A 26,186-nucleotide genomic window follows, 5' to 3' on the forward strand; every position below is an offset into this window, starting at 1 on the left:
CGCCGCCGGCTATCCCTTCAACCCCGAGACGGACATCGTGGCGACGAACTGCTTCTGAGCAACGGTGAAGAAGATGATGAGGGGGAGGGTGGCGATGACGTTGCCCGCCATCAGCAGAGACCAGTCGGTGCGATGGACTCCCTGGAAGTTCGCGATACCCAGCTGCAGCGTGAAGGCATTGGCGTTGTTGATCGCGATCAGCGGCCACACGAGGTCGTTCCACGCGCCGAGAAGCGTGAAGATCGCCAGTGTCGCCAGGGCCGGTTTGGCCAAGGGGAGCACGATTCTGATGAAGACGTGCAGTCGGGAGCATCCGTCGATGAGGCCCGCCTCCTCGAGCTCCGCGGGAATGGAGAGGAAGAACTGACGCATGAGGAAGATGCCGAATGCGGTCGCCAACCAGGGAACGATCGCCGCCCCGAGCGAATTGATCAGGCCCAGGCGCGAGAACAGCAGGTAGGTGGGGATCATCAGCACCTGGGTCGGAATCATGATGGTGCCGACGATCGCCACGAAGAGCACGTTCCGGCCCCGGAACTTCAGCCGCGCGAATCCGTAGCCGGCAAAGCTGCACAGGATCATGTTGGAGACGATGGACGTCGCCGAAACGATGAGCGTATTGCCCAGCCACAGCAAGATGTTGGACTGCTGGAAGAGGCTCTGATATCCGGAGAGGGTCAGGTGGGAGGGAACGAACGGCGGCGGGAACCGCAACAGCTCCGCCGCGGGCGACAGTGACGCGAGGAACATCTGCAGCAGCGGGATCGCGAACAGGATCGCGAGCGGGAGGAGGAGGAAATGCCATCCGCTGAACGGCAGGCGCCTCTTGCGGCGCCGCGTCGCCTCGCCATCGTGAGCCCGGAGGCCGGCCTGAACTGTCGTACTCATTGCACGCGCGCTTCCCGTCGGCGCGAATAGGCGCCGACACCCAGGGTGATCAGGATCGTGACGCCGAACAGCACGTAGGCGATGGCCGACCCGTAGCCGAAGTCCAGCTTGAGGAAAGCGGTGTTCCACAGGTAGTAGACGATCGTCTCGGTCGCATTGAGCGGACCCCCGCGCGTCGTCGTATAGACGAGGTCGAAGAGTTGTATCGCCTGAACGAGCTGCCAGATGACGAGGAAGGTCGAGACCGACTTCAGTTGCGGGAGGACGACCAGCCAGAAGGTCTGCACGCGATTCGCGCCATCGATGGTGGCGGCCTCGACCAGTTCCGCCGGGATGTCCTGCAGCGCGGCGAGGTAGATCACGGTCGTGAACGCCGCGGATCCCCAGAGCGACATGATCACGATGACGACCATCGCCTGCTTCTGGTCCGTCAACCATCCCTGAGCAGGGAGGCCGAGGACGTTGAGGACATGGTTGACGATGCCGAACTGGGTGTCGAAAAGGTAGTTGGTGAGCACGCCGGTGGTGGCGGCCGAGACGACGAACGGGACGAAGATGAGCGTCCGGTAGAGCCCGATGAAGCGGATTTTCCGGTTGAGAGCAACCGCGAGGATCATCCCCGCGAACACCGACAGCGGCACGAAGAGGACGACGTAGACCGCGGTGTGGACGACCGCATCCCAGAACTCCGAGTCGGTGATGACGCCCGCGTAGTTGGAGACGCCGGCGAACTCCGGCTGACTGAATCCATTCCAGTGCTGCAGTGAGAGCACGAAGGCCCAGCCGGCGGGGAAGATCGACAGGCCGACGACGATCACGGAGGCTGGGGCCACGAAGCCCCAGCCTTCGAGGGTCTGTCGGACGGTGGCAGCGAGCGACCGTCCGGGGCGCCGTTTCGGCACCCCGGACGTCCGGCCCTTCACACTGTTGCCGACGGTGGTCACCAATGAAGACGCTCCCTATTTCTTCGCGAGCGCCTTATCGGTTGTCGCATCGGCGATCTTCAGGTTCTCCTCGCTGGTCCCCTGGCCCTGCATCGCATGCGACATCGCCGTCCCGACCGCGTCGGAGAGATCCGGGAATGCGCTGATGGAGGGAAGCGCCTGCTGGACGTTCGACAGGTTCGCGGCCATCGATTGGAATCCCGGGTACGTGTCGACGGCCTTCTTGAACTCCGGCAGATCGTTCTCCTGCGACGGCCGAAGCGGAAGATTGCCGAGCGCCAGCGAGTACCGCGCATCCTGCGCGGGGTCGGTGAGCCACTTGATGAGCTGGTACGACCAGTAGGCGCGGTTGGCGTCGTGGTTGTCGAAGAGCGCCCAGATATCGGGACCGGAGATCGTGGTGTGCTTGCCGTCGACTCCCGGCAGGTTGACGACGCCGTAATCGGTGTGGCCGGTCTTGAGGTCCGACAGCAGCCACGGTCCGTCCATGATCATCCCGATCCGGCCGGCCACGAAGAGGGGCTCGAACTTCGATCCCGTCTGATCCAGGTAGACGCTCTTGTCCTTGACGGCGAGCGAGTTCATGAAGTCGAGGGTTCCGACGCCGGCAGCCGAGTTCAGCTGGGACTTGGTCTGATCGGCGTTGAGCAACGTTCCGCCGCGCTGCCAGAACTGGGGGAAGAAGCGGTAGGCCGCATCACCCGGATCGACCGGGAACGCCGTCCCGAACGTCTGTGTGGACTTGTCGGTCAGCTTCTTCGCCGCCTGCCGGAAGTCGTCCCACGTCCAGTCATCGGTCGGATACGCGAGGCCCGCCTTGTCGAACAGCGCCTTGTTGTACATGAGGCTGACGACGTCCACGATCGAGGGCATCCCGATGACCTTCCCCGCGGGAGCGGCGATCTTCCTCGCCGACACGGGGAATGCGTCCCAGTGCACATCGGGTGCGGACACCTGTTTGGTGATGTCCAGCATGTGGCCGCTGGCGGCGAGGGTCCCTCCCCAGTACCCGTACGTGTACGAGATGTCGGGCGTGTCGCCGCTGACGAAGGCTGCCGAGATCTTCTGGAGCAGGTCGGTCGTGGTCGGTGCACCCGAGGAGATCTGAATCGTGACGTTCGGGTGATCGGTATGGAACTCCTTGGCCAGCGACTCGAGGGTCTTCTCGGCCGTCTGCGTCTGCCCCGTCCACCAGGTGAGCGTCACGGGCGCGCTCTTATCGAGCTTCGAGCTGCCGCCGCCCCCGCCGCTGCAACCCGCGAGGGTGAGAGATACGGCGCTGAAGAGCGCCAGCGCTGTGAACAGTTTTGCGGTGACCGAACGTTTCATTTTTCGCCTCACTTCGTTGTGCATCCCGGCTCTGCTTCGCGTCGAGATCGGATGGACCGCGCCTGCTGTCCCGCGTCGGACAGGGCTCTCGCGACGTCGGGCTTCGTCATCGTCGACGGGAGTCATGGTCCGCCAGGGCCGATCAAGTGACAACAAAACCGGTCAAAGAGTGCAAACGGAGTGAGCGATTTGATCGTCTCGGCCGTGAGCGATCACAAATGGGCGTATACCTCCGTCAAGGCGTCTGTGACCGCGGTCAGCTGCTGGCAGCGGTTCACGAAGATGCCGAGCCCGGTGCACGTCGGCGTAGATCGAGGGAGATCGTTCCCGGCCTGCCGGGGCTCACTCGAGGGTGGTGACAGGAAGGAACAGCGGCGCATGGATGGGTCGACCCTGGTGAAGGACTCATGGCGGGGCAGCGTGTTCGTCGATGGCGACTACCGTCCGCTCGCTCAGCGCTCCGGCCTCGACGTGCTCGAAAAGGCGACGGGCGACGTCCTGGGTGTAGCCGGTCTCGGCGGCGTCGCCGAGCTCGAGGAAGCGCTGAGGGGTGCGCGAATCGCGCAGCCGGACTGGGCCGCTCAGCCGTACACCAGACGTGCCGAGCTGCTGCGTGCCGTCGCGGCGCTGCTCCAGGAATCGGCACAGAGTTTCACGGAGCTCATCATGCGCGAAACGGGCTCGATCCGTGGAAAGGCGGAGTTCGAGGTGCAGCTCGCGACGGAGGAACTCCTGACCGCTGCGAGCCTCGCGTCGAGCGTCACCGGCGAGATCCTCCCGTCGAGCGATCCCCATCGATTCAGCGTGTGCGAACGCATCCCCGTCGGTGTGGTCGCGTTGATCACACCCTGGAACTTCCCCCTGATCCTCGCCACGAGAGTCATCGCTCCGGCTGTCGCGCTGGGGAACTCGGTCGTGCTGAAGCCCTCGCCCGAGACGCCCTTCTCCGGCGGCCTCGCCATTGCGGACCTCTTTGCCAAGGCGGGCGCACCCGCCGGGCTGCTCCAGGTCGTCCTCGGTGATCAGGAGTTCAGCGAGGCACTCGTGGCGCACCGAGACGTCGACATGGTTCATTTCACCGGTTCGACCGCGGTCGGCGCGAAGATCGCCGAGGTGGCGGGAAGCCAGCTGAAGCGGGTCTCCCTGGAACTCGGAGGCAACAACTCGCTCACCGTCCTCGATGACGCCGATCTCGACACCGCCGTGATGATCGGTGCGTGGTCCACCTTCCACTTCCAGGGACAGACCTGCATCACCGCCGGGCGTCACCTCGTGCATCGTGACCTGTTCGACGGATATGTGGACCGGCTCGCCGAGAGAGCGCGCGCGATCGCGGTGGGCGATCCGAGCCGGGAGCCGGTCGGGCTCGGGCCGATGATCAACCAGCGACAGGCGGACCGCGCCGCCCGCATCCTGCACGACTCCGTGGCGATGGGAGCGACCGTTGTCGAAGGCGGAGTCATCGACGGGCTCTTCTTCCGTCCCACGATCGTCACGGGGATCACGACGGACATGCCCCTGTGGAAGGAGGAGATCTTCGCCCCGATCGCTCCGATCATGTCCTTCACGGATGACGACGAGGCGATCGAGTTGATCAACGACACCGACTACGGCCTCGTGAACTCGGTTCTCACGAGCGACGAAGAGCGCGGGCAACGGCTCGCGCGCCGCATCCGATCGGGCATGGTCCACATCAACGACGCCACGTGCATCGACGAGCCGTCCGCCCCCTTCGGCGGCCTCGGCCGGTCCGGACTCGGGGGGCGCATCGGGGGAGCCGCCAACCTCGAGGAGTTCACGGAGCGTCGTTGGATCTCGGCGCAACGCGGCTCGCTCGCCTATCCGTATTGAGGCGAACCGCCGCTCCCTCGGGCGATCAGTTGCCCCGTGCCCACTGTCAACGCGTCGACAATCGAATTGGAAAAAGGTCAAAGGTGTCCGAAACAATGTCTGGGGTCCGGGTCGTCCTCATCGGCGCGGGAAGCGTCACATTCACCCACCAGCTCTCCACGGATCTCTATCGTTTCGACGACCTTCCTCCGCTGGAGCTCGTGCTGTACGACATCAATCCGGATCGGCTGAACTTCGCGCGCGTCACCGCAGAGCAGGCGGCGGCCCGATTCGGCCGGGTGGCCGACATCGTGACGACCAGTGATCGCCGCGAGGCTCTGGCCGGCGCTTCGTTCGTCATCAACGTGATCGCGGTCGGAGGGTTCGCCGCGACGCGGATCGACCTCGAGCTGCCCGCCGCCATGGGCCTTCGCCAGACCGTCGGCGACACCACCGGCGTGGGGGGAGTGTTCCGCGGCCTGCGGACCTTCCCGGTGCTGTCCGGGATCGCCCGTGACATGCGGGAGCTCTGCCCCGACGCTTGGTTCCTCAACTACACGAACCCGATGGCGATGAACGTCTGGTGGATGTCGGTGGTCGCCCCGGACATCAAGACTGTCGGGCTCTGCCACAGCGTCTACTGGACCGTGCACGACCTCGGTGAGCTGCTCGGCGTGCCGATGGAAGGCACTCATTTCCGCGCCGCCGGTGTGAATCATCTCTCCTGGCTCACGGAGTGGTCGCACGACGGCGAGGACCTCTACCCGCGGTTCCGCGACGCGATCCGAGCCGATCCCGGCCTGGAGCGGCGGGTGCGGGTGGAGGTCATGAAGCGGATCGGGTACTACCCCACCGAGTCGAGCTTGATGACGGCCGACTATCTCCCCTGGTTCCTCCGCTCCGACGAGCAGATCGAGAGGTTCCGGCTCGAGCCGCTCAAGTACATCGACATCTCGCTCCACAACATCGCCGAGTTCGAGGAGGCGCAGGCGGCGCTCGACGCCGGCCGGCCGCTCCCGTTCGAGGATGAGGGCGCGACCGAGTACGCGCCGCTGGTCATCCATTCGATCCTGACCGGAACGGAACGCGAGATCCACGCCAACGTCGTCAACGACGGCTATGTGACCAACCTCCCGGACGGGGCCGTGGTCGAGGTGCCGAGCCTCGTCGATGGCTCCGGGGTGCACCCCATCCGTTTCGGCGACATCCCGGCGGCAGGCGCCGCTCTGGACCGCACCTACCTGTCCGTGGCCGCGCTCACGATCGAGGCCGCGCGAACCGGCAACCCCGAGATGGTCCGGCAGGCCGTCCTCATCGATCCCAATGCGAGCTCGACGCTCACCCCGGAGCAGATCTGGACGCTCTGCGATCAGCTGACCGAAGCCCACGCGGATCTGCTTCCCTCGTCGCTGGGGGGACGCCTCGAGGCCTGACGGGTGACGGTCGGGGGAGCCCCGGTCACTCCCAGAGGTACTCCGCGGGATCGAACCGGCGCACGGTGCGTGCGAAGGTCGCGGCGGCGTGCGGCCAGATCGTCGGGTTGGCGCCGCCGGCATCCTGGTAGTAGCTGACGCAGCCGCCGGTCTGCCAGACGGATCGCGTGAGCGCGCGGTCGAGGCGATCGGCGTAGTGACGCTGAGCCACTGGGTCGGTCTCGATGGTCCGGGCGCGCCGCGCCTCGAGAGCGGCGAGCGCTGCGAGCACGTAACGGATCTGCGACTCGATGACGTACACCATGCTGTTGTGCGCAAGCGCCGTATTCGGGCCGACGAGCAGGAACAGGTTCGGGAACCCGGCGACCGTCGTCCCGCGCAGCGCGCTCGCGTGCGGTCGCCAGTGCTCGGCCAGCGTGCCGCCGCGCGAGCGGATTCGCGTCGCGATGGGCTGGGCGGTCACGTTGAATCCCGTCGCAGCCACGAGTACGTCGGCGCGGTGGCGGGCGCCGGCGGCGGTCACGAGGTAGGCGCCGTCGATCCTCAGCACGGGCTCGGTCACGAGACGCACCTCGGGTGAGGCGAGCGCCGGGTACCAGTCGCTCGAGATGAGCACGCGCTTGCAGCCGAGGCGGAAGCGCGGCATCACCTGCTCCCGCAACGTCGGATCGGTGATCTGCCGCCGCAGCGACCGCCGGTAGACGGCCTCCGCGACCCGCCCGATCACGGGCGTGGCGAACCCGGGGAAGCGCGCCTCCGCTCCCGCGAAGACCAGGGCGCGCGCGAGGCGCTGCCGCCACGGCCGGCGACGGAACGCCCGGCGGCGGCGGTCGCTGGTCGGCGGGTCGTGCCGCGGGATCACCCAGGGCGCGGTGCGCTGCAGGACGATCACCCACGCGCCGCGGGGCCGGAGCTCGGGAACGAGCTGGATCGCGGAGGCTCCGGTGCCGAGCACCGCGATCGTCTTTCCCGCGACATCGAGGGCGGGATCCCACCGTGCCGTGTGCAGCCGCGGGCCGGGGAACGTCTCGACCCCCGGGATGGCCGGCCAGGCCGGGTCGATGAACGGGCCGGACGCCGAGACGAGCACGTCGGCCGTCCAGCTCGCGGCATTCGTCGCGATGCGCCAGACGGCGGCTGCAGCATCCCATTCGCCCGACTCGACCTCGGTACCGAACCGGATGTGCGGCGTCACCCCGAAGCGGTCGGCGACGTCGCGCAGGTAGTGCAGCAGCTCCTCCTGCCGCGGGTAGCGGTGGCTCCAGTCCGGGTTGGGTGCGAAGGAGAAGGAGTACAGGTCGGCCGGGATGTCGCAGGCCGCCCCGGGATAGACGTTGTCGCGCCAGGTGCCACCCACCTCGCGTGCGCGTTCGAGGAGCACGAAATCGGTCACGCCCGCACGGAGGAGGCCGCACGCCATCCCGATGCCGGAGAAGCCGGCGCCGATGATCGCGACCCTCACGGCGGGCATGGTCAGCCGTCGTTCTGCACGTCGTCCCGCTGCAGCAGCCGATCGCGCACCTGGCGGCGGATGACCTTGCCGATGAGCGACTTGGGGAGCTCGTCGACGACGTAGACGTGCTTCGGCGCCTTGTAGTGCGCGAGGTTCTCCTTCGCGTAGGCGATGAGCGCGTTCGCATCGACGTGCTCGCCCGGCTTCTCGACGACGGCCGCGGCGACGTGCTCGCCGTCGCGCTCGCTCGGGATGCCGACGATCGCGATATCCGCCACCGCCGGGAATCCGCGAAGGGCGTCCTCCACCTCGGAGGGCGAGACGTTGAACCCGCCGGTGATGACGAGGTCCTTGATGCGGTCGACGATGGAGACGAAGCCGTCCTCGTCGATGCGCACGATGTCGCCGGTGCGGAACCAGCCGTCGACGAACACGTCCGCCGTCTCCTCGGGCTTGTTCCAGTAGCCGGAGAAGACCTGCGGGCCGCGCACGACGAGCTCGCCCTTCTCGCCGAGCGGCATCTCCCTGGTCGGGTCGTCCGGGTCGACGACGCGCACCTCGGTGTTGGGCAGGGGCAGGCCCACCGTGCCCTCGCGGCGGTTCTCGGCGACCGGGTTGGCCATGAGCACGGGGCTCGTCTCGCTCAGGCCGTAGCCCTCCACGAGGTAGCCGCCGGTCGCCTTCTCCCAGGGGCTGATCACGGACTGCGAGAGCGGCATCGCCCCGGAGATGGCGATCTCGATGCCCTCCAGCGAGACGCCCGCCTCCGCGGCGGCCTTCGTCAGGCGGTCGTAGATGGGCGGGACGGCGGGGAGGAAGGTCGGCGGATGCCGCTTGACGGCCGGGAGGACGAGATCCGGATCGAACTTCGGGAACATCACCAGCCGCGCGCCCATGCTCATCGCGAAGGTGAGGCAGAGGGTCAGGCCGTAGGCGTGGAAGAGCGGGAGCACGGCGTAGACCACGCAGTCGCCGCGTGTGATCTGCGGCACCCACGCGCGCGCCTGCGCCGCGTTGACCCCGAGGTTGAGGTGGGTGAGCGTCGCGCCCTTGGGCATGCCGGTCGTGCCGCTCGTGTACTGGATGAGCGCGACGTCGTCGACGGTCGGTCCGGGCACGCTCGCCTTGATCGGCACGTCCGCGAGCAGGTCCTCCCACGGAAGGGCGTCGTGCACGCGCTGGGTCAGCTCGGCGCGCTGGGAGCGGGCGCGCGCGACGGGCAGGCGCAGCAGCATCCGGAGCCGCAGCGGCATCGCGCGCGTCATGTCGACGGAGATGATGCGGTCGACGGCGACATCGTCGGGGAAGGCCTGGATGTGGGGCACCATCTTGTCCCACGCGATGACGACCTTCGCGCCGTGGTCCTCGAACTGGTGGCGCAGCTCGCGCGGCGTGTACAGCGGGTTGTGCTCGATGACGATGGCACCGAGCCGCAGGATCGCGTAGAAGGCCGCGACGTGCTGCGGGCAGTTGGGCAGCACGATGGCCACGCGGTCGCCCCTGCGCACGCCGAGCCGCCGCAGGCCTTCGGCGGCCCGGTCGATCTCCGCACCGAGCTGCGAGTACGTCCACTCCCGTCCGAAGAACTCGATCGCGGGGCGCTCGCCGAACTCGGTCACCGACGCCCGCATGAGGTCGGAGAGCGACCCGGTCGGCATCGGGATCTCGTGCGGCACGCCCTCGGCGTAGGAATCGAGCCAGGGCTTGGCCGGGTCCGTCGTCATGGGGGTCAGCCTAGGCAGTGCGCCGCCCGCGAGCGATGTCAGGCGATCGAGGTCCAGTAGGGCTCAAGGCGGCGCTCGCCGACCGGCGTTCCGACGGCGTCGAGCGCCAGGGACTCGACGAAGAACCGCGCGAGGTTGGCGGCCCGCGGCGACGCGCGCTGCGCCAGCCACTCGAGGCCGTGACCGACCCCCTCCCCGACGCGCAGGATCCGCGGCCTCTTGCCGGCCACGCGGAAGGCGAGCTGCTCGAGCTCGCGGTAGCTGAAGACGTCCGGCCCGCCGACGTCCCAGCTGCCGGCCGGGCCGTCGAGGCGGTCGACGATGAAGGCGGCGAGGTCGGCGCCGTGGATCGGGTTGATCCGCGTCGCGCCATCTGCCAGCGTGAAGCCGATCCCGCGCTGCGCCATGCGCAGGAAGTCGGTCATGTCGGAGAAGTACCCGGATGGGTTGATGATCTGCGGGGTGACCGTGCTGCGCCGGAGGGCCTGCGAGAACGCGAACTTGGACCGCATCGTCACGGAGTTCCCCGCTTCGGAGCGCATGACGTTGACGTAGGCGAACGAGCGCAGACGGTGCTGCTCCGCGTCGGCGAGCACGAGCAGGTTGCCGAGGAAGTCGATGTTCCACGGACTCACCTTCTGCCGCGTGACGCCGAGCGCCGAGACGACCCGATCCGCGCCCGCGCACGCGTCGGTCAGCGTGGCCGGGTCGCCGAAGTCGACGATGCGCCATTCGGCGACGCGGTCGCGCAGCGCCGGCGCGTCGTACGCACCGGGCGCGTCGGCCTTCTCGCGCGACCGCACGAGGGCTCGCACCCGGTATCCCCGCGCGTCGAGCTCGGCGACGACGTGCCGCCCCACGTAGCCGGTGGCTCCCGCGACGACCACGAGCTCACTCATTCCGCGCGCCTCTATTCATGTACCACATGGTACAGGAATACACTGTCGGTGATGTCCCGTCCACCCCGCCCGCTCGACGCCGCCGCCTCCGGCCGCCTCCTGGCCGCCGCCGCCGACGCTTTCGGCGCGAGGGGGCTCGAGCGAGCGTCGCTGAACGACGTCCTCAAGCGCGCCGGGATGGGCAAGGGGTCGTTCTACCACTGGTTCGCCGACAAGGCCGCGCTGCATGACTGGGTGGTCGACGCGATCGCCGGGCGGCTGGGCACCACGCTGCGCGCGCCCGACCCGTCGTCGCTGACGGCGGAGAGCTTTCGCGCCGAACTGGACGCGGTCCTGGCCCGATTCGCCCAGGCCGCCGAGGCTGATCCGCAGCTCGCGGACCTCGGCCTGATGTTCCACAACTCGATCGGTCTCGCGCCGGAGCGCTCGATCAGCCGGGTGCGCGTCACGGCTCTGCGATGGATCGACGAGGTGCTGCGCGCGGGGCGCGATCTCGGCGTGATCCGCACGGATCTGCCCGCCGATCTGCTGTCGGCGTGGGCGATCGCATCCCTCACGACGCTCGATCAGTGGGCTCTCGGTACCGACGCACCGGATCGCGCCGCCCTCGCGGCCACCGCCCTCGACGCGCTGTGGTCGCTGCTGGCGCCGCGCGCCGCCTAGGACGCGGCGAGCTCGCGATGCCAGGCGGTCTGCCGCAGCGCGGAGCGCAGGCTCACGTCGCGCAGGCTCTCCCAGCCACCGGTCCAGGTGAGCTGCGGCGCGATCTCGTCCACCGTGGCATCCGGATGACGCGCCAGCACCGCCACGACCTCGGCCGAGCGCGCGCGGTGGTGCGCCGCGAGCTCGGCGCATCGCGACGGCAGGTCGTGCAGGTCGGGACCGTGGCCGGGCAGGCCGGTGCGGTGGGCGAAGTCGCGTGCGAGGCGCTCGAGCGTGGCGAGGTAGTCGCGGATCGGGTTGCCCTCGACGTGGAAGCTCAGTCCGATGCCCGGGTTGATCTCGGCGAGCAGCGTGTCGCCCGTCACCAGGCCGTCGTCGCCGAGGTCGAGGCAGAGGCTGCCGGGGGTGTGACCCGGAGCGCCGACGACGCGCACCGGCCGATCGCCGAGCACGACCTCGTCGCCGTCGGCGAGCAGGCCGTCGACCGGGACGGCGGCGTCCAGCTCGTCGCCGCGCCCCAGCAGCACCCGTGCGGCGCTGCGCTCCCGCACCCGCGCCGAGAGCGGCAGGTGGTCGACGTGCCAGTGGGTCGCCACGATCGTGCGCACCCGGTCGACACTCGTGCCGAGTCCGGCGAGACCGGCCTCGAGCGCGGCGAGCGATGCCGGGTCGTCCCAGCCGGGGTCGACGAGGTCGACGGCGTCGCCGGCGAGGAACGCGTAGCAGTTGGTGGCGGGCGGGTGCGGCCCCGGCGGGGTCGGGATCTCGATCCGCACGGGCCCGGTCACCGGGCCAGTTCCTCCCGGATCGCGGCGGCGAACGCGTCGACGTCGGCCTCGGTCGTGTCGAAGGCCGTCATCCAGCGCACCTCGCCGCGGGCGCGGTTCCAGTCGTAGAAGCGGTACCGGGCGCGGATGCGGTCGGCGACCGCGTTGTCGAGCACCCCGAAGATCGCGTTCGCCTCGGTCTTCTGCGAGAACGAGAGCCCCGGCGTGCCCTCGATGGCCGCGCGCAGCCGAGCGGCCATCGCGTTGGCGTGCTGCGCCGAGCGCAGGCCCAGCCCGTCGTCGAACAGCGCGAGCAGCTGCGCGCTGAGGAAGCGCATCTTGCTCGCGAGCTGCATCGCCGTCTTGCGCAGGTAGACGATGCCGTCGACGTTGTCCGGGTTCAGCACGACGATCGCCTCGGCGGCGAGGGCGCCGTTCTTGGTGGCGCCGAGGCTCAGGATGTCGACCCCGGCGTCCGTCGTGAACGCGCGGAACGGCACCCCCAGCGCCGCGGCCGCGTTCCAGAGCCGGGAGCCGTCGAGGTGGACGGTCATGCCGAGCGCGTGGGCGGCATCCGCGATGGCACGGATCTCGTCCGGCTGGTAGAGCGTGCCGAGCTCGGTGGTCTGGGCGATGCTCACGGCGAGCGGCTGGGCGCGGTGCTCGTCGCCGAAGCCCCACGCCTCGGTGGCGAGCAGCTCGGGCGTGAGCTTGCCGTCGGGCGTCGGCACGGGGAACAGCTTCAGCGCCGCCGTCTTCTCCGGGGCGCCGCCCTCATCGGTGTGCATGTGGCTCGTCGAGGTCGTGACGAGGGCGCCCCAGCGGGGGAGGACGCTGGTGAGGGAGATGACGTTCGCGCCGGTGCCGTTGAAGACCGGGAAGGCCTCGGCGCGCTCGCCGAACTCCCGCTTCACGACCTCCTGGAGGCGCTCGGTGACCGAGTCCTCGCCGTAGGAGATCTCGTGCCCGGTGTTGACGGCGGCGATCGCGGCGAGCACCTCGGGGTGCACCCCCGCGTAATTGTCGGAGGCGAAGGTGCGGTCCATGCGTCTCAGTCTGCCGTGGCCGAGGAGGCGGTGATGCCCGAGGTCGAGGCGATGACGTCGCCGAGCTTCTTGCCGAGCGCCTCGTAGAACATCGAGAGCGGGAACTCGTCGTCGAGCACCGCGTCGGTGTAGCCCTTCGGCGCGCCGGCGAGCGTCTCGTCCGGGAGCCCGCGGGCCCAGTTCGACGCCGGGTTCGGCGCGAGCGTCGCCCGGACCAGCTCGTAGGCCGCGAGCCAGTGCGCGGTCTTCGGGCGGTCGATGCTCCGCCAGTACAGCTCGTCGATCGCGTCGCCGAGCGCGCCCACGGCGGCCGGCACGGCATCCCAGTCGACGGCCAGCTGCACGTCGGTCCAGTGCAGCACGCCGCGCTGATGCAGCCAGGCGAACAGCAGCTGCCCGCCCAGCCCGTCGTAGTTGCGCACCCGCGAGCCGGTGAGCGGGAAGCGGAAGATGCGGTCGAACAGGATCGCGACCCGCACGAGGCGGGCGTGGTCGCGGATCGCGTCGCTCACCCCGTCATCGGCGGCGAGCCTCGTCGCCTCGCGATACGCGGTGAGGTCGCAGCGCAGCTCCTCGAGGGAGTAGAGGAAGTACGGCATCCGCTGCTTGATCATGAACGGGTCGAACGGCAGGTCGCCGCGCATGTGGGTGCGGTCGTGGATGAGGTCCCACATCACGAACGTCTCCTCGGTCAGCCGCTGGTCGCCCAGCAGCCGCTCGAGGTCGTCGGTGACGTCGAGCTTGGTGATCGCGGCGGCGGCGCGCACGACCCGGCGGAACCGCGCCGCCTCGCGGTCGGAGAAGATCGCGCCCCAGGTGAAGCGCGGGACCTCGCGCATCGCCACGGTCTCCGGGAAGAGCACGGCGGCGTTGGTGTCGTAGCCGCCCGTGAAGTCGACGAAGCGGATCGGCACGAAGAGGGCGTTCGTGTAGGCCTCCTGCAGCTCCGCGATGAAGTCGGGCCAGAGCACCTCGACGAGCACCGCCTCCAGCAGCCGGTCGGGCGAGCCGTTCTGGGTGGTCATCGGGAACAGCACGAGGTGGCGCAGCCCGTCGACGCGGTGCTCCTGCGGCTGGAACGCGGTGAGCGAGTCGAGGAAGTCCGGGATGCCGAAGCCGCCGTCGGCCCAGCGCGCGAGATCCGCGTCGAGCGCCTCGAGATACGCCGCGTCGTGCGGGAACGCGGGTGACAGATGACGGAGCTCTTCGCGGATCCGGCTGACGGCCTCCCGGAATTCCGGGCGTTCCGCGGCATCCGGGATGCTGCCGTCCGTCGTCTGCCCGGATCGGACGACCTCGACGGCGGCTGTGAGCCGGCTCCAGGCGGCCGTCTGCTCGATGCCGTCGGCGGTCACGGCGGGGGTCGTCATGGTCATGCCACGACGCTACGGAGGATCGCGCCGCAAAGGGTTGCCCCCAGCGCAAGGCTCTTGCGCAGATCTGCCGGCGGCGCGCGTCTTCCGCCGCCGCACGCGATCGGACGGCCGGATCACTGCGTCGGGCGGGCCGATACCCGCCCGCGGCACTGCTCACCCACCTCAGTACGCTCGAGCACGTGACGGGCGTGCTGATCGGGTTCGCCATCATCGCGGTCGTGATCGGCGCCGGCTACCTCATCGCCCGCATCGACCTGCTCGGTGCCGAGGGCCAGCGCGTGCTCACCCGGCTGGCGTTCTTCGTCCTGCTGCCGTGCCTGCTGTTCGCGACGGTCGCGACGGCCGACCTGCGCAGGGTCTTCTCCTCGGTGCTCCCGGTCGCGGCGATCACGGCGGTGATCTGCATCGGGATCGTCGTCGTCGCGGGCCTGCTCTGGCGCCGTCCGCTGCCCGAGTCGATGGTCGGGGGCCTCGGCGCCGGCTACGTCAACGCCAACAACATCGGCTTGCCGGTGTCGGCCTACATCCTCGGCGATGCGACCAGCTCGGTGCCGGTCATCCTGCTGCAGGTGATCGTCATCGCGCCGATCGCGCTCGCCGTGCTCGACATCTCGACCAGCGGCTGCTTCACCCTCGGCCGCATCCTGCTGCAGCCGGTGAAGAACCCGCTGATCCTCGGCTCGGCGCTCGGGCTCGTGGTCAACCTCGCGGGCATCCGCCTCCCGGCACCGGTGCTCGAGCCGTTCACGCTCGTCGGAGCGGCGGCGGTCCCGGTCGTGCTGCTGTCGTTCGGCATCTCGCTGCGCGGGCGGCGACCGCTCGCCGCCGGATCGGATCGCCGGCTCGTGATCCTGGCCTCCGCCGTGAAGGTGCTGCTCATGCCCGCGCTCGCGTGGGTCGTGGGCGCATTCGTACTGCACCTGCACGGTCACGCGCTGTTCGTCGTCGTCGTGCTCGCGGCACTCCCCGCCGCCCAGAACGTCTTCAACTACGCCCAGCGCTACGGGCGGGGCGCGGCCGTCGCCCGCGACGTCGTGCTCATCACGACGGCGCTGTCGCTGCCGGCGATGTTCGTGATCGCCGCGCTGCTCGCCCCGCGGTGAGAGCGCCCCCGCTCAGAAGATCATCGGCCGGTCGTCGTCCTCGAGCGCGAGGTCGATGTCGACCGTGACCGGCACATGATCGCTCGGGGCGTCGCCCTTGCGCTCGTTGCGGTGGATCGCGGCCGCCGTCACCCGCTCGGCGAACGGGCGCGATCCGAGCACGAAGTCGATGCGCATGCCCTCGTTGCGCGGGAACCGCAGCTGCTTGTAGTCCCAGTAGGTGAAGCCCTCGGGGATCAGGGGGCGCACGACGTCGGTGAGGCCGGCATCCTGCAGGGCCTGGAAGGCCTCCCGTTCGGGCGCGGACACGTGCGTCGAGACGCCCTCGATGACGGTGGGATCGCCGTTGTCGACGTCGAGCGGCGCGACGTTGTAGTCGCCCGCGACCATGAGCGGGCTGTCGGGGTGCTCCGCCATCCAGTCGGTCATCGCGCCCTGCAGCGCGCCGAACCAGTCCAGCTTGTAGTCATAGTGCGGGTCGCCGAGCGCGCGGCCGTTCGGTGCGTAGATCGACCACACCCGGATGCCGTTGGTCGTCGCGCCGATCGCCCGCGCCTCGAGGGGCAGGTCCGGTCCCTCGGCCCCCTTGAGGAAGCCGGGCTGCCCGGCGAACGAGGTCTCGACGTCGTCGAGCTCGAAGCGGCTCGCGATCGCGACGCCGTTCCACTGGTTGAGGCCGTGCAGCACGACGCGGTAGCCGGCGTCCTCGAACGGGGCGAAGGGGAACTGGGCCTCCGTGCACTTGATCTCCTGCATCGCGAGCACGTCGACGTCCTCCCGGGCGAGCCAGTCGACGACGCGGCCGACGCGGGAGCGCACGGAGTTCACGTTCCAGGTGGCGAGGCGCATGCCACCACGCTAGCCCGCGCGCCGCCGCCCCTGCGGCGCGCCTGCTCCGCGACACGAGCGCGGTCGCGTCGCTTCGCACGCAGGCTAGGGCGGACCGCCGATACCCGTGGCGTTCTACCCCGAAAACAGGGGAGCGCGCGGCGAGCGCTCCCCGATTAGCGTGAGGGGCGGTGACCCCCCGACACCCCGTTCCCGAGCCCATGCCCCGCCTTTCGCGTCGCGCGATCGCGCTGGGTTCCGTCGGCGTGCTCGCGGGCGCCGTCGTGATGGGCGCGCTCGGCTTCACCGCGCCCCGCCCCGCCCACGTCGCGCCGATCACGGCCGTCGTGTCGCCGTCGCCGTACGTCGGCGGTCAGCTGCAGACGCTCTCGCTGACCGACCTGCGCGGCCACCAGCCGCTCGGCCGCCGCTGACCTCCGGCGCCGATCCACGGCCCGCTACCGTATGGGTGTGACCGACGACCGCGCCCAGCTCATCGACCACATCACCCGTGAAGCGGTGTTCCACGGCGACTTCACGCTCACGAGCGGCAAGAAGGCGACCTACTACATCGACCTGCGGAAGATCTCGCTCGATCACCGCGTCGCACCGCTGATCGGGCGCGTCATGAGCGAGCTGATCGCGGACATCGCCGACGTGGATGCCGTGGGCGGTCTCACGATGGGAGCCGACCCGATCGCGTCGGCGGTGCTGCATCAGAGCGCGGCGCTCGGCCGCTCGTACGATGCCTTCGTCGTGCGCAAGGAGCCGAAGGACCACGGCCGCGGCCGGCAGGTCGAGGGTCCGGATGTCGCCGGCAAGCGCGTCGTGGTGCTCGAGGACACCTCCACCACGGGCGGCTCGCCGCTGAAGGCGGCCGAGGCGCTCGAACGCGCGGGTGCCACGGTCGTCGCCGTCGCGGTCGTCGTCGACCGCGCGACCGGCGCGCAGGCGGTCATCGAGCGCGCGGGCTACCCGTATCGCGCCGCGATCGGCCTCGCCGACCTGGGACTCGAACCGCAGTGACCACGGGGGAGGAGCCGCCGCCGACCGAGCCGGTCGACGTCGGCGACGCGACGCAGCCGGTCGAGCTGAACGCCGAGACCGGCCCGTTCGCCCGGACCACGCCCCCCTCCCGTCCCGTGCCCCTGGTCTCGCCCACCGCGGCCAACATGCTCCTGGCCGACGCCATGCCCGCCACGACCGCGCCGGAGCCGGCGGTGCCGGACCCGACCACCGGTCTCGACTCGCTGTTCGCCGACTCGCAGTTCCGCGCGTACGAGAACGAGCCGACGCCCGAGCCGCCGGCGCTGCCGCCCGCGCCGCCGCCCGCCGCGATCGTGATCGAGGAGCCGCCGCACATGACACGCGCGCATCGCGTGCTGCTCGCGCTCGCCGGGAGCCTCGTGGCCCTGATCGCGCTCGGGGCCCTGTTCTTCCTCGGCACCCGGCTCGCCGGGTTCACCGAGACCCCGCGCGCGACGCCGACGCCGACGACCCGCCACACGCCCACGCCCGCTCCCACCGTGCTGCCGCCGGGCCCGATCGCGAACGGACCGCACCGCTGGGACCAGCTGCTCGGCGGCGAGTGCCTCGCACGCTATCCGGGGCCGTGGGCGCAGCGGTACACGGTCGTCGACTGCGCGTCGCCGCATCCCGCTCAGCTCGTGTATCGCGGCCGGTTCGCCGATCCCGCGGCGCCCGGATATCCGGGCGCCGACGTGCTCGCCTCGCAGCTGTCCGTGCTGTGCTCGAAACCCGATGTCATCGGCCTGGCCGCCGCCGCGGCCTACCGGGATGCGCAGATCGAGGCGAGCTATCCGGTGAGCGCGAAGCAGTGGGACGCCGGGGACCACTGGTACTACTGCTTCGTGAGCCGCTCGTCGAGAGATCCGCTCACCGGCAGCGTCGCCGTCCCGCACGCGCCGTCGCCGAGCGCGACCGGCTAGATCTCGACCTCGACGGGCTCCGGGCTCAGCAGCTCGTGCACGCCGGCGAGCACCTCCGACGGCCGGAACGGGTACCGCTCGATCTCGGCCCGGTCGCTGATACCGGTGAGCACCAGGATCGTGTGCAGGCCGGCCTCGATGCCCGCGACGACGTCGGTGTCCATGCGGTCGCCGATCATCGCGGTGTTCTCGCTATGGGCGCCGATCTTGTTCATCGCGGAGCGGAACATCATCGGGTTCGGCTTGCCGACGACGTAGGGGTCCTTGCCGGTCGCCTTCGTGATGAGCGCGGCGATCGCACCCGTCGCGGGCAGTGCGCCGTCGGCGCTCGGGCCGGTGGCATCCGGGTTGGTGGCGATGAAGCGGGCGCCCCTGTCGATGAGCCGGATCGCCTTCGTGATCGCCTCGAACGAGTAGTTGCGGGTCTCGCCCACGACGACGTAGTCGGGATCCGACTCGGTCATGATGAAGCCCACCTCGTGCAGCGCCGTGGTGAGCCCGGACTCGCCGATCACGAACGCGGAGCCCCCCGGGATCTGCGAGGCGAGGAAGTCGGCGGTGGCCAGCGCGCTGGTCCAGATCGCCTCCTCCGGAACGTCGAGCCCGGATGCCCGCAGCCGCGCCGCGAGATCCCGCGGCGTGAAGATCGAGTTGTTGGTGAGCACGAGGAACGGCGTGCGCGTGTCGGTCCACTGCCGGATGAGCGCCTGCGCGCCGGGCAGTGCCGTGCTCTCGTGCACCAGCACGCCATCCATGTCGGTGAGCCAGCACTCGATCTCGCCGCGGTCGGTGCGGGTAGCCGCCGTCATGGCTCCAGCGTAACGACGCGCGCCTCGGGAAGCCGCTCGCGCATGACGGCCACGGCGCCCGCGCTCTCATCGCAGAGCAGGAAGCGCCGGCCGAGGGCGTGGGCCGCGGCGCCGGCGGTGCCGGACCCGGCGAACAGGTCGAGCACGAGATCCCCCGGGGCGCTCGAGGCCTGCACGATGCGCCGCAGGATGCCGAGCGGTTTCTGGGTCGCGTAGCCGGTGCGCTCGGCGGCGTTCGTGCCCACGATCGTGTGCCACCAGACGTCGGTCGGCAGCTTGCCCCGCGCGGCCTTCTCGGGGGTGACCAGGCCCGGCGCCATGTACGGCTCGCGGTCGACCGCCGTCGAGTCGAAGTAATAGGAGCGCGGGCTCTTCACGTACACGAGGATCGTGTCGTGCTTGGCCGGCCAGCGCGTCGTCGACTTGGCGCCGTAGTCGTAGGCCCAGATGAGCTCGTTGAGGAAGCAGTCGCGCCCGAACAGCGCGTCGAGTGCGACCTTCGCGTAATGCGCCTCGCGGTAGTCGAGGTGCAGGTAGAGCGTGCCGCGCTCGTCGAGCAGGCGCCACGCCTCCTCGAGCCGGGGGCCGAGGAACGCCCAGTAGTCGTCGAAGCGATCGTCGTAGCGGGAGAGCGCGCCGCGCACCTCGGCATAGCTGCGACCCTGGAATCCGCGCCGCGCCCCCTCGGGATCGCGCACCGTGCGCACCGGTTGATGGCGCTGGGTGCGGCCCGTGTTGAACGGCGGGTCGAGGTAGATCAGGCGGGCGACGCCGTCCGGAAGAGTCGCGGCGAGGGCGAGATTGTCGCCGTGCACGATCGTGTCGGGACGCTCCGCGGCGAGCCAGGCGTCCGCATCCCATCGCATGGCGGGAGATTAACAGGGTGGACGACGAGCAGCGCGCATCGGTCGGCGTGGGACCGTGGCCCGGAGGCCGAGCGGCGTGGCCCGACGACCCGCGTTACGACCCCGAGCTGCTCGAGCACGGCGACGCACGCAACGTCGTCGACGCCTACCGCTACTGGAGCGTCGAGGCGATCGTCGCCGACCTCGACGCCCGGCGGCATCCGTTCTCGGTCGCGATCGAGAACTGGCAGCACGACCTCAACATCGGCTCGATCGTGCGAACGGCGAACGCGTTCCTGGCCGAGACGGTGCACATCGTCGGGCGCCGGCGCTGGAACCGCCGCGGCGCGATGGTGACCGATCGCTACCAGCACATCGCCCACCACCCGACCATCGACGACCTGGTGGCCGCGGTGGGGGGCGCGCCGATCGTGGCGGTCGACAACGTGGCGGGCGCCGTCGATGTGGTGGATGCCGACCTCCCCGAGCGCTGCATCCTGCTGTTCGGGCAGGAGGGCCCCGGCCTCTCCGCCGAGGCGCTCGCCGCCGCGGACACGGTCGTCTCGATCCGCCAGTTCGGCTCGACCCGCTCGATCAACGCCGCCGCGGCCGCCGCGATCGTCATGCATGAGTGGGTCCGGAGGCACTCCGCCGCTTAGACTGGGGCGTAATCCCTCCTCTCTCGAAGGGAGAGACCCATGCCCGCGATCGTTCTCGTCGGCGCCCAGTGGGGCGACGAAGGCAAGGGCAAGGCCACCGACCTGCTCGGCAGCCGCGTCGACTACGTCGTCAAGTTCAACGGCGGCAACAACGCCGGCCACACCGTGGTGATCGGCGACGAGAAGTACGCGCTGCACCTGCTGCCGTCCGGCATCCTGACCCCGGGCGTCACGCCGGTCATCGCGAACGGCGTGGTCGTCGACATCGAGGTGCTCTTCGACGAGCTCACGGCGCTCGCCGCCCGCGGCGTCGACACGTCGCGGCTGCTCGTGAGCGCCGACGCGCACGTCATCACGCAGTACCACCGCACCCTCGACAAGGTGACCGAACGCTTCCTCGGCAAGCGGCAGATCGGCACGACCGGGCGCGGCATCGGTCCGGCGTACGCCGACAAGATCAACCGGGTCGGCATCCGGATCCAGGACCTGTTCGACGAGAACATCCTGCGCCAGAAGGTCGAGGGCGCCCTCGAGCTCAAGAACCAGATGCTCGTCAAGATCTACAACCGCCGGGCGATCGCGGTCGACGAGATCGTCGACGACCTGCTGCAGTACGCCGACCGGCTGCGGCCGATGGTCGTCGACACCTCGCTCGAGCTCAACCGCGCGCTGGATGCCGGCCGGACCGTGCTCTTCGAGGGCGGCCAGGCGACGATGCTCGACGTCGACCACGGCACGTACCCGTTCGTCACGAGCTCGAGCGCGACCAGCGGCGGGGCGGCCACCGGCTCGGGTGTCGCGCCCAACCGGTTCGACCGGGTCATCGCGATCGTCAAGGCGTACACGACGCGGGTCGGGTCGGGTCCGTTCCCGACCGAGCTGTTCGACGAGTCGGGCGAGTTCCTGCGTTCCGCCGGGTTCGAGTTCGGCACGACGACCGGTCGCCCGCGCCGCACCGGCTGGTACGACGCCCCGATCGCGCGCTACGCCGCCCGCATCAACGGCGTGACCGATTTCGTGATGACCAAGCTCGACGTGCTGACCGGGCTCGAGAAGATCCCGGTCTGCGTCGCCTACGACGTCGGCGGCGTGCGCCACGACGAGGTGCCGGTCAACCAGACCGACTTCCACCACGCCACGCCGATCTACGAGGAGCTGCCCGGCTGGAACGACGACATCTCCGGCGCGCGGTCGTTCGACGAGCTGCCGAAGGCGGCGCAGGAGTACGTGCTGACGGTCGAGCAGATGTCGGGCGCGCGCATCTCGGCGATCGGGGTCGGCCCGTCGCGCGACGGCATCGTCGTGCGGCACGACCTCGTCGACTGACGTGCCGCTTCCCGGAGAGAAGGGGGTGCGATGAGCGCCACGTTCCCGGATGCCGTCGTGCTCGAGGGGCACGGCATCCGGCTCGAACCGTTCGAGCACCGCCACCTGCCGGGGCTGTGGCGAGCGCTCGGACGCCCCGAGATCTTCGCCGCCGGCTACGGCGGCGGCCCGAGCGGGCTGCCGGCCGACGAGGCGGCGTTCGACGCGTGGTTCCCGCAGTACTGCCGCCACGGGTCCGGCGGGCGCTGCTGGGTGGTCGTGCGCGACGGCGAGATCCTCGGCTCGTCGAGCATGCTCAACATCGTGCTCGAGAAGGAGCACGTGGAGATCGGCTGCACCGGCTACACGCCCGCCGTGTGGGGCACCGACGTCAACCCCGCGACGAAGCTGCTGCTGCTGACCCACGCGTTCGCGCACGGGTTCGGGCGCGTCGCGATCCGCACCGACGAGGTCAACGCCCACTCGCGGGCGGCGATCCTGAAACTCGGCGCGACGTTCGAGGGGATCATGCGCCGCGACCTCCCCCGCGCCGACGGCACCTGGCGCAACACGGCGGTGCACTCGATCACCGTCGACGACTGGCCCGAGGTGCGCGCGGGGCTCGAAGCTAGGCTCGGATCATGACGGACACCGACGTCACGGCGCAGCTCTCGGCCTACCGGCGCACCATCGACAACATCGACGCCGCCCTCGTGCACATGCTCGCGGAGCGCTTCAAGGCGACGCAGGCCGTCGGGCACCTGAAGGCCGCGCACGACCTCCCGCCCGCCGACCCGGAGCGCGAGCGCGAGCAGATCGCGCGGCTCCGGGCCCTCGCGGAGGAGTCGCACCTCGACCCGGCCTTCGCCGAGAAGTGGTTCAACTTCGTGGTCGCCGAGGTCATCCACCACCACGAGCAGATCGCCGCGACGGGCAGCATCGAGACGCCGGCCGGACCCGCACCGCGGTGAGCTGGGACCCCGATCGGCTGCCCGACCAGCACGGCCGCACCGTCGTCGTCACCGGCGGCAACGCCGGCATCGGCGCCCGCGTGAGCGAGCAGCTGGCCGGCGCCGGTGCGCGCGTGGTGCTCGCGTCGCGCTCGCCGGAGCGGGCGCAGGCGACGATCGACGGCATCCGGGATCGCGTGCCCGGCGCCGCACTCGCCCTTGTGCGCCTCGACCTCGCCTCGCTCGACTCGATCCGCACCGCCGCGGCCGAGCTGCGCGCGCTCGGGCGGATCGACGTGCTGGTCAACAACGCCGGCCGCACCGACGCCGTGCGGCGGCGCGAGACCACCGACGACGGGCTCGAGCTCATCGTCGGCACGAACGCGTTCGGCGCGTTCGCGCTCACCGCGCTCGTCGCCCCGGCGCTCGCCGACGACGGCCGGGTCGTGTGGCTCGGCAGCTTCGCGACGAAGCTCGTGCGCGGCGACGTGAGCGACCTGCAGTCCGAGCGACGGTATGCGCCGTTCCGCGCCTACGGGCTGTCGAAGCACGCGACGCAGGCGCTCGGATTCGAGCTCGATCGGCGGTGGCGCGCGGCCGGATCGGCGCGGCGCTCGCTCGTCGCGCATCCGGGGTTCGCGCTGGATCGCGGGTCGTTCCCGCTGTTCCTGCAGAGCAAGGAGCGCGGCGCGTGGCCGGTCGTGCGCGCCGCGATCGATCCGGATGCCGAGGGCGGCACCTTCTGGGGCCCGCACCGTGGTCTGGTCGGTCGCCCCGCCCCCGCCAAGCCAGTCGCCTCGAGCGCGGACCCCGCGTTCGGCGCGGAGGTATGGCGGCAGGCGGAGGCCGCTACCGGCGTCGCGTTCCCCATCGCGTAAGCCGCTGCGCCCCGGGTCCCCCCGCGTGTGGTCGCCGCGTGTGGTCGCCGTGCGGGGTCTCCCCCTGCGGATCCCCCAGTCAATAGTGCAGGACATCGTCGCGCGCCGTGACCGTATCGGCTCGGTCGCGCAGCGATGCTCCTGAACTTTTGACCGCCGAAACCTGCGCGTGGACGCTACGCGAAACGGGTGCGCAGGGGTTTACGCGAAGCGGGCGAGGGGCGCGCGCGAGGTCGCGCGGAGTTCGGCGAGGGGGACGGTGAGCACGTCCTGGATCTCGAGCACGGGCTCGGCGTCCGCGCCGTCGTCGGTCACGCCGATGCGCGCCACCGGGTAGCCCCGGCCCTCGCACAGGCGCGTGAACTTGACGTCCTCCTCGCGCGGCACGGCGACGACGACGCGGCCGCCGGTCTCGCTGAACAGCGCCGTCGTCCGGTCGATCCCGTCGCGGGTCAGCAACTCGTCGAGCCACACCCGCGCGCCGACGCCGAAGCGCAGGCACGCGTCGACGAGGGCCGTCGCGAGCCCGCCGTCCGACAGGTCGTGGGCGCCGTTGAGCAGGCCCTCGTGCGCGGCCGCGGCGAGCAGCCCGGCGAGGTCCCGTTCGCGCGGCAGGTCGACCGCCGGCGGGCGCCCGCCGAGGTGGCCGTGCATCACGCCCGCCCACGCCGAGCCGTCGAGTTCGAGCGCGGTCGTGCCGAGGAGGTAGAGGTTGTCGCCGGCATCCTGCCAGCCCGAGGGGATGCGGCGGCCGACGTCGTCGATCGTGCCCATGACCGCCACGACCGGCGTCGGGTGGATCGGCACGTCGCCGGTCTGGTTGTAGAAGCTCACATTGCCGCCGGTCACGGGCACGGCGAGCTCGAGGCAGGCGTCCGCGAGCCCCTCGACGGCCTGGGCGAACTGCCACATGACCTCGGGGTTCTCGGGGCTGCCGAAGTTGAGGCAGTCGGAGACCGCGGCCGGCACGGCGCCGGATGTCGCGACGTTGCGGTACGCCTCCGCGAGGGCGAGCTGCGCCCCGGCGTACGGGTCGAGGTAGGAGTAGCGGCCGTTGGCATCCGTGGCGAGGGCGACGCCGAGCCCCGAGGTCTCGTCGACGCGGATCATGCCCGCGTCGTCCGGGTAGCTCAGGGCCGTGTTGCCGAGCACGTACTTGTCGTACTGCGACGTGATGACGCTCTTGTCGGCCAGGTTCGCGCTGCCGACGAGGGCGAGCAGCTGGGCGCGGAGATCGCCGTCACGGGGGAGCGACGCGGCACTGTCGGCCTGCACGGCATCCAGCCACACCGGTCGCACCATCGGGCGGTCGTACACCGGCCCGTCGATCGCGACCGTGCGGGGGTCGACGTCGACGATCGTCTCGCCGCGCCAGGTGATGACGAGCCGACCGGTCTCGGTGACCTCGCCGAGCACGCTCGTCTCGACGTCCCACTTCGACGTCACCGCGAGGAAGCCCTCGAGCTTGCCGGGGGCGACGATCGCCATCATGCGCTCCTGGCTCTCCGACATGAGGATCTCCTCCGCCGTGAGCGTCGGGTCGCGCAACAGCACGCTGTCGAGCTCGATCGCCATGCCGCCGTCGCCGTTGCTGGCCAGCTCGGAGGTGGCGCACGAGATGCCGGCCGCGCCGAGGTCCTGGATGCCCTCGACCAGGTCGCCCGCGAACAGCTCGAGGCAGCACTCGATGAGCACCTTCTCGGCGAACGGGTCGCCGACCTGCACGCTCGGGCGCTTGGTTGGGCCGCCCTCGCTGAAGGTGTCGGAGGCCAGGATGGATGCCCCGCCGATCCCGTCGCCGCCGGTGCGGGCGCCGAACAGCACGACCTTGTTGCCCGCGCCGCGCGCGTTGGCCAGATGCAGATCCTCGTGGCGCAGCACGCCCACGGCGAGGGCGTTCACGAGCGGGTTCGCCTGGTACACCGGGTCGAACCAGGTCTCGCCGCCGATGTTCGGCAGGCCGAGGCAGTTGCCGTAGAAGCTGATGCCGCCGATCACGCCGGGCAGCACCCGCTCGGTGTCGGGATGATCGACCGCACCGAATCGGAGCGCGTCCATGACGGCGACGGGTCGGGCTCCCATCGAGATGATGTCGCGCACGATCCCGCCGACGCCGGTCGCGGCGCCCTGGAACGGCTCCACGTACGACGGGTGGTTGTGGCTCTCGATCTTGAAGGTGACCGCCCAGCCCTCGCCGATGTCGACGACGCCGGCGTTCTCGCCCATGCCGACCATGAGGTTCTTGCGCATCTCGTCGCTGACCTTCTGGCCGAACTTCCGGAGGTGCGTCTTCGAGCTCTTGTAGGAGCAGTGCTCGCTCCACATGACCGAGTACATGGCGAGCTCGCCGCTCGTGGGGCGGCGGCCGAGCAGGCTGCGGATGCGCAGGTACTCGTCTTCGCGCAGCCCGAGCGCCGCGAACGGCTGCTCCTTCTCGGGGGTGGCGGCCGCGACGGCGACGGAGTCGATGATGGGCGGGATCGTCATCGGCGCTGTCGTCATCGGCAC

At 70.2% G+C, this 26,186-nt stretch carries 25 protein-coding genes; 12 read left to right on the plus strand and 13 right to left on the minus strand.

Annotation, left to right across the window (positions count from 1 at the left end):
- Positions 1-9 precede the first annotated feature (9 nt).
- The 3 genes from ABD285_RS04340 to ABD285_RS04350 form a co-directional block, all read right to left on the minus strand.
- The gene (locus tag ABD285_RS04340) at positions 10-750 is read right to left on the minus strand and encodes a carbohydrate ABC transporter permease (RefSeq protein WP_344200618.1); all 741 of its coding nucleotides are present in this window, start codon (positions 748-750) and stop codon (positions 10-12) included.
- Between the two features lie 134 nt (positions 751-884).
- Entirely contained in the window at positions 885-1,721 is an 837-nt protein-coding gene (locus tag ABD285_RS04345) for a carbohydrate ABC transporter permease (RefSeq protein WP_344200621.1), read from the minus strand.
- Positions 1,722-1,847: 126 nt separating this feature from the next.
- Complete coding sequence (locus ABD285_RS04350) at positions 1,848-3,287, minus strand: ABC transporter substrate-binding protein (protein ID WP_344200624.1); 1,440 nt, start codon at positions 3,285-3,287, stop codon at positions 1,848-1,850.
- Positions 3,288-3,539: 252 nt separating this feature from the next.
- Here ABD285_RS04350 and ABD285_RS04355 point away from each other — a divergent pair, with 252 nt between their 5' ends.
- Positions 3,540-5,012: an aldehyde dehydrogenase family protein gene (locus ABD285_RS04355; protein ID WP_344200627.1), complete on the plus strand. Its 1,473-nt coding sequence runs from the start codon at positions 3,540-3,542 to the stop codon at positions 5,010-5,012.
- A gap of 95 nt (positions 5,013-5,107) precedes the next feature.
- Positions 5,108-6,424 carry an alpha-galactosidase gene (gene melA / locus ABD285_RS04360; protein ID WP_344200630.1) on the plus strand — a complete coding sequence of 439 codons (1,317 nt, stop codon included), beginning with the start codon at positions 5,108-5,110 and terminating at the stop codon, positions 6,422-6,424.
- Positions 6,425-6,449: 25 nt separating this feature from the next.
- Here the strand turns inward: melA and ABD285_RS04365 are convergent, their stop codons facing one another.
- Genes ABD285_RS04365 through ABD285_RS04375 form a run of 3 tightly spaced genes read right to left on the minus strand, consistent with a single transcriptional unit; the run spans position 6,450 to position 10,500 of the window.
- Positions 6,450-7,886, minus strand: coding sequence for a flavin-containing monooxygenase (locus ABD285_RS04365; RefSeq protein WP_344200633.1), 1,437 nt, complete (start codon positions 7,884-7,886; stop codon positions 6,450-6,452).
- 11 nt (positions 7,887-7,897) lie between these two features.
- A complete protein-coding gene (locus ABD285_RS04370; RefSeq protein WP_284254052.1) occupies positions 7,898-9,601 on the minus strand; it encodes a long-chain-fatty-acid--CoA ligase in 1,704 nt (567 codons plus the stop codon).
- Between the two features lie 38 nt (positions 9,602-9,639).
- Complete coding sequence (locus ABD285_RS04375) at positions 9,640-10,500, minus strand: SDR family oxidoreductase (protein ID WP_344200636.1); 861 nt, start codon at positions 10,498-10,500, stop codon at positions 9,640-9,642.
- A gap of 51 nt (positions 10,501-10,551) precedes the next feature.
- Between ABD285_RS04375 and ABD285_RS04380 the strand changes: the two genes are divergently transcribed.
- Positions 10,552-11,163, plus strand: a complete 612-nt coding sequence (locus ABD285_RS04380; protein ID WP_344200639.1) for a TetR/AcrR family transcriptional regulator — start codon at positions 10,552-10,554, stop codon at positions 11,161-11,163.
- Here the strand turns inward: ABD285_RS04380 and ABD285_RS04385 are convergent.
- Genes ABD285_RS04385 through ABD285_RS04395 form a run of 3 tightly spaced genes read right to left on the minus strand, consistent with a single transcriptional unit; the run spans position 11,160 to position 14,352 of the window.
- Positions 11,160-11,951 carry an MBL fold metallo-hydrolase gene (locus tag ABD285_RS04385; protein ID WP_284254055.1) on the minus strand — a complete coding sequence of 264 codons (792 nt, stop codon included), beginning with the start codon at positions 11,949-11,951 and terminating at the stop codon, positions 11,160-11,162. The genes ABD285_RS04380 and ABD285_RS04385 overlap by 4 nt on opposite strands.
- A complete protein-coding gene (locus tag ABD285_RS04390) occupies positions 11,948-12,976 on the minus strand; it encodes a threonine aldolase family protein (RefSeq protein ID WP_344200642.1) in 1,029 nt (342 codons plus the stop codon). Before ABD285_RS04390 ends, ABD285_RS04385 begins: the two co-directional genes overlap by 4 nt.
- 5 nt (positions 12,977-12,981) lie before the next feature.
- The gene (locus tag ABD285_RS04395; RefSeq protein ID WP_344200645.1) at positions 12,982-14,352 is read right to left on the minus strand and encodes a DUF6421 family protein; all 1,371 of its coding nucleotides are present in this window, start codon (positions 14,350-14,352) and stop codon (positions 12,982-12,984) included.
- A gap of 179 nt (positions 14,353-14,531) precedes the next feature.
- Between ABD285_RS04395 and ABD285_RS04400 the strand changes: the two genes are divergently transcribed.
- The gene (locus ABD285_RS04400) at positions 14,532-15,455 is read left to right on the plus strand and encodes an AEC family transporter (RefSeq protein WP_284254056.1); all 924 of its coding nucleotides are present in this window, start codon (positions 14,532-14,534) and stop codon (positions 15,453-15,455) included.
- Between the two features lie 12 nt (positions 15,456-15,467).
- Here the strand turns inward: ABD285_RS04400 and ABD285_RS04405 are convergent, their stop codons facing one another.
- A complete protein-coding gene (locus ABD285_RS04405) occupies positions 15,468-16,304 on the minus strand; it encodes an exodeoxyribonuclease III (protein ID WP_284254057.1) in 837 nt (278 codons plus the stop codon).
- Positions 16,305-16,474: 170 nt separating this feature from the next.
- Here ABD285_RS04405 and ABD285_RS04410 point away from each other — a divergent pair, with 170 nt between their 5' ends.
- The 3 genes from ABD285_RS04410 to ABD285_RS04420 are packed head-to-tail and all read left to right on the plus strand — an operon-like array spanning position 16,475 to position 18,232.
- Positions 16,475-16,717 (plus strand): hypothetical protein, encoded by a 243-nt coding sequence (locus ABD285_RS04410; protein WP_344200650.1) that lies wholly within the window; start codon positions 16,475-16,477, stop codon positions 16,715-16,717.
- A gap of 31 nt (positions 16,718-16,748) precedes the next feature.
- Positions 16,749-17,309, plus strand: coding sequence for an orotate phosphoribosyltransferase (gene pyrE, locus ABD285_RS04415; protein WP_284254059.1), 561 nt, complete (start codon positions 16,749-16,751; stop codon positions 17,307-17,309).
- Positions 17,306-18,232, plus strand: a complete 927-nt coding sequence (locus ABD285_RS04420; RefSeq protein ID WP_344200653.1) for a hypothetical protein — start codon at positions 17,306-17,308, stop codon at positions 18,230-18,232. Before pyrE ends, ABD285_RS04420 begins: the two co-directional genes overlap by 4 nt.
- On the opposite strand, the gene ABD285_RS04425 is transcribed toward ABD285_RS04420, so the two are convergent.
- Entirely contained in the window at positions 18,229-19,041 is an 813-nt protein-coding gene (locus tag ABD285_RS04425; RefSeq protein ID WP_344200656.1) for an HAD-IIA family hydrolase, read from the minus strand. The genes ABD285_RS04420 and ABD285_RS04425 overlap by 4 nt on opposite strands.
- Entirely contained in the window at positions 19,038-19,907 is an 870-nt protein-coding gene (locus ABD285_RS04430) for a DNA-methyltransferase (RefSeq protein WP_344200659.1), read from the minus strand. The genes ABD285_RS04425 and ABD285_RS04430 overlap by 4 nt, the downstream gene beginning before the upstream one ends.
- Positions 19,908-19,915: 8 nt before the next feature.
- On the opposite strand from ABD285_RS04430, the gene ABD285_RS04435 reads away from it, so the two are divergent.
- Genes ABD285_RS04435 through ABD285_RS04455 form a run of 5 tightly spaced genes read left to right on the plus strand, consistent with a single transcriptional unit; the run spans position 19,916 to position 23,678 of the window.
- Positions 19,916-20,545 carry a TrmH family RNA methyltransferase gene (locus ABD285_RS04435; protein ID WP_425564961.1) on the plus strand — a complete coding sequence of 210 codons (630 nt, stop codon included), beginning with the start codon at positions 19,916-19,918 and terminating at the stop codon, positions 20,543-20,545.
- Between the two features lie 39 nt (positions 20,546-20,584).
- Positions 20,585-21,871 (plus strand): adenylosuccinate synthase, encoded by a 1,287-nt coding sequence (locus tag ABD285_RS04440; protein WP_284254061.1) that lies wholly within the window; start codon positions 20,585-20,587, stop codon positions 21,869-21,871.
- A gap of 30 nt (positions 21,872-21,901) precedes the next feature.
- The gene (locus ABD285_RS04445) at positions 21,902-22,495 is read left to right on the plus strand and encodes a GNAT family N-acetyltransferase (protein WP_284254062.1); all 594 of its coding nucleotides are present in this window, start codon (positions 21,902-21,904) and stop codon (positions 22,493-22,495) included.
- Positions 22,492-22,821 carry a chorismate mutase gene (locus ABD285_RS04450; protein WP_284254063.1) on the plus strand — a complete coding sequence of 110 codons (330 nt, stop codon included), beginning with the start codon at positions 22,492-22,494 and terminating at the stop codon, positions 22,819-22,821. The genes ABD285_RS04445 and ABD285_RS04450 overlap by 4 nt, the downstream gene beginning before the upstream one ends.
- Positions 22,818-23,678 carry an SDR family NAD(P)-dependent oxidoreductase gene (locus ABD285_RS04455; protein ID WP_284254064.1) on the plus strand — a complete coding sequence of 287 codons (861 nt, stop codon included), beginning with the start codon at positions 22,818-22,820 and terminating at the stop codon, positions 23,676-23,678. The genes ABD285_RS04450 and ABD285_RS04455 overlap by 4 nt, the downstream gene beginning before the upstream one ends.
- Positions 23,679-23,879: 201 nt before the next feature.
- On the opposite strand, the gene purL is transcribed toward ABD285_RS04455, so the two are convergent.
- The gene (gene purL, locus ABD285_RS04460; protein WP_284254065.1) at positions 23,880-26,180 is read right to left on the minus strand and encodes a phosphoribosylformylglycinamidine synthase subunit PurL; all 2,301 of its coding nucleotides are present in this window, start codon (positions 26,178-26,180) and stop codon (positions 23,880-23,882) included.
- Positions 26,181-26,186 lie beyond the last annotated feature (6 nt).

The sequence above is a fragment of the Pseudolysinimonas kribbensis genome, from assembly GCF_039531715.1.
Taxonomy (GTDB): domain Bacteria; phylum Actinomycetota; class Actinomycetes; order Actinomycetales; family Microbacteriaceae; genus Pseudolysinimonas; species Pseudolysinimonas kribbensis.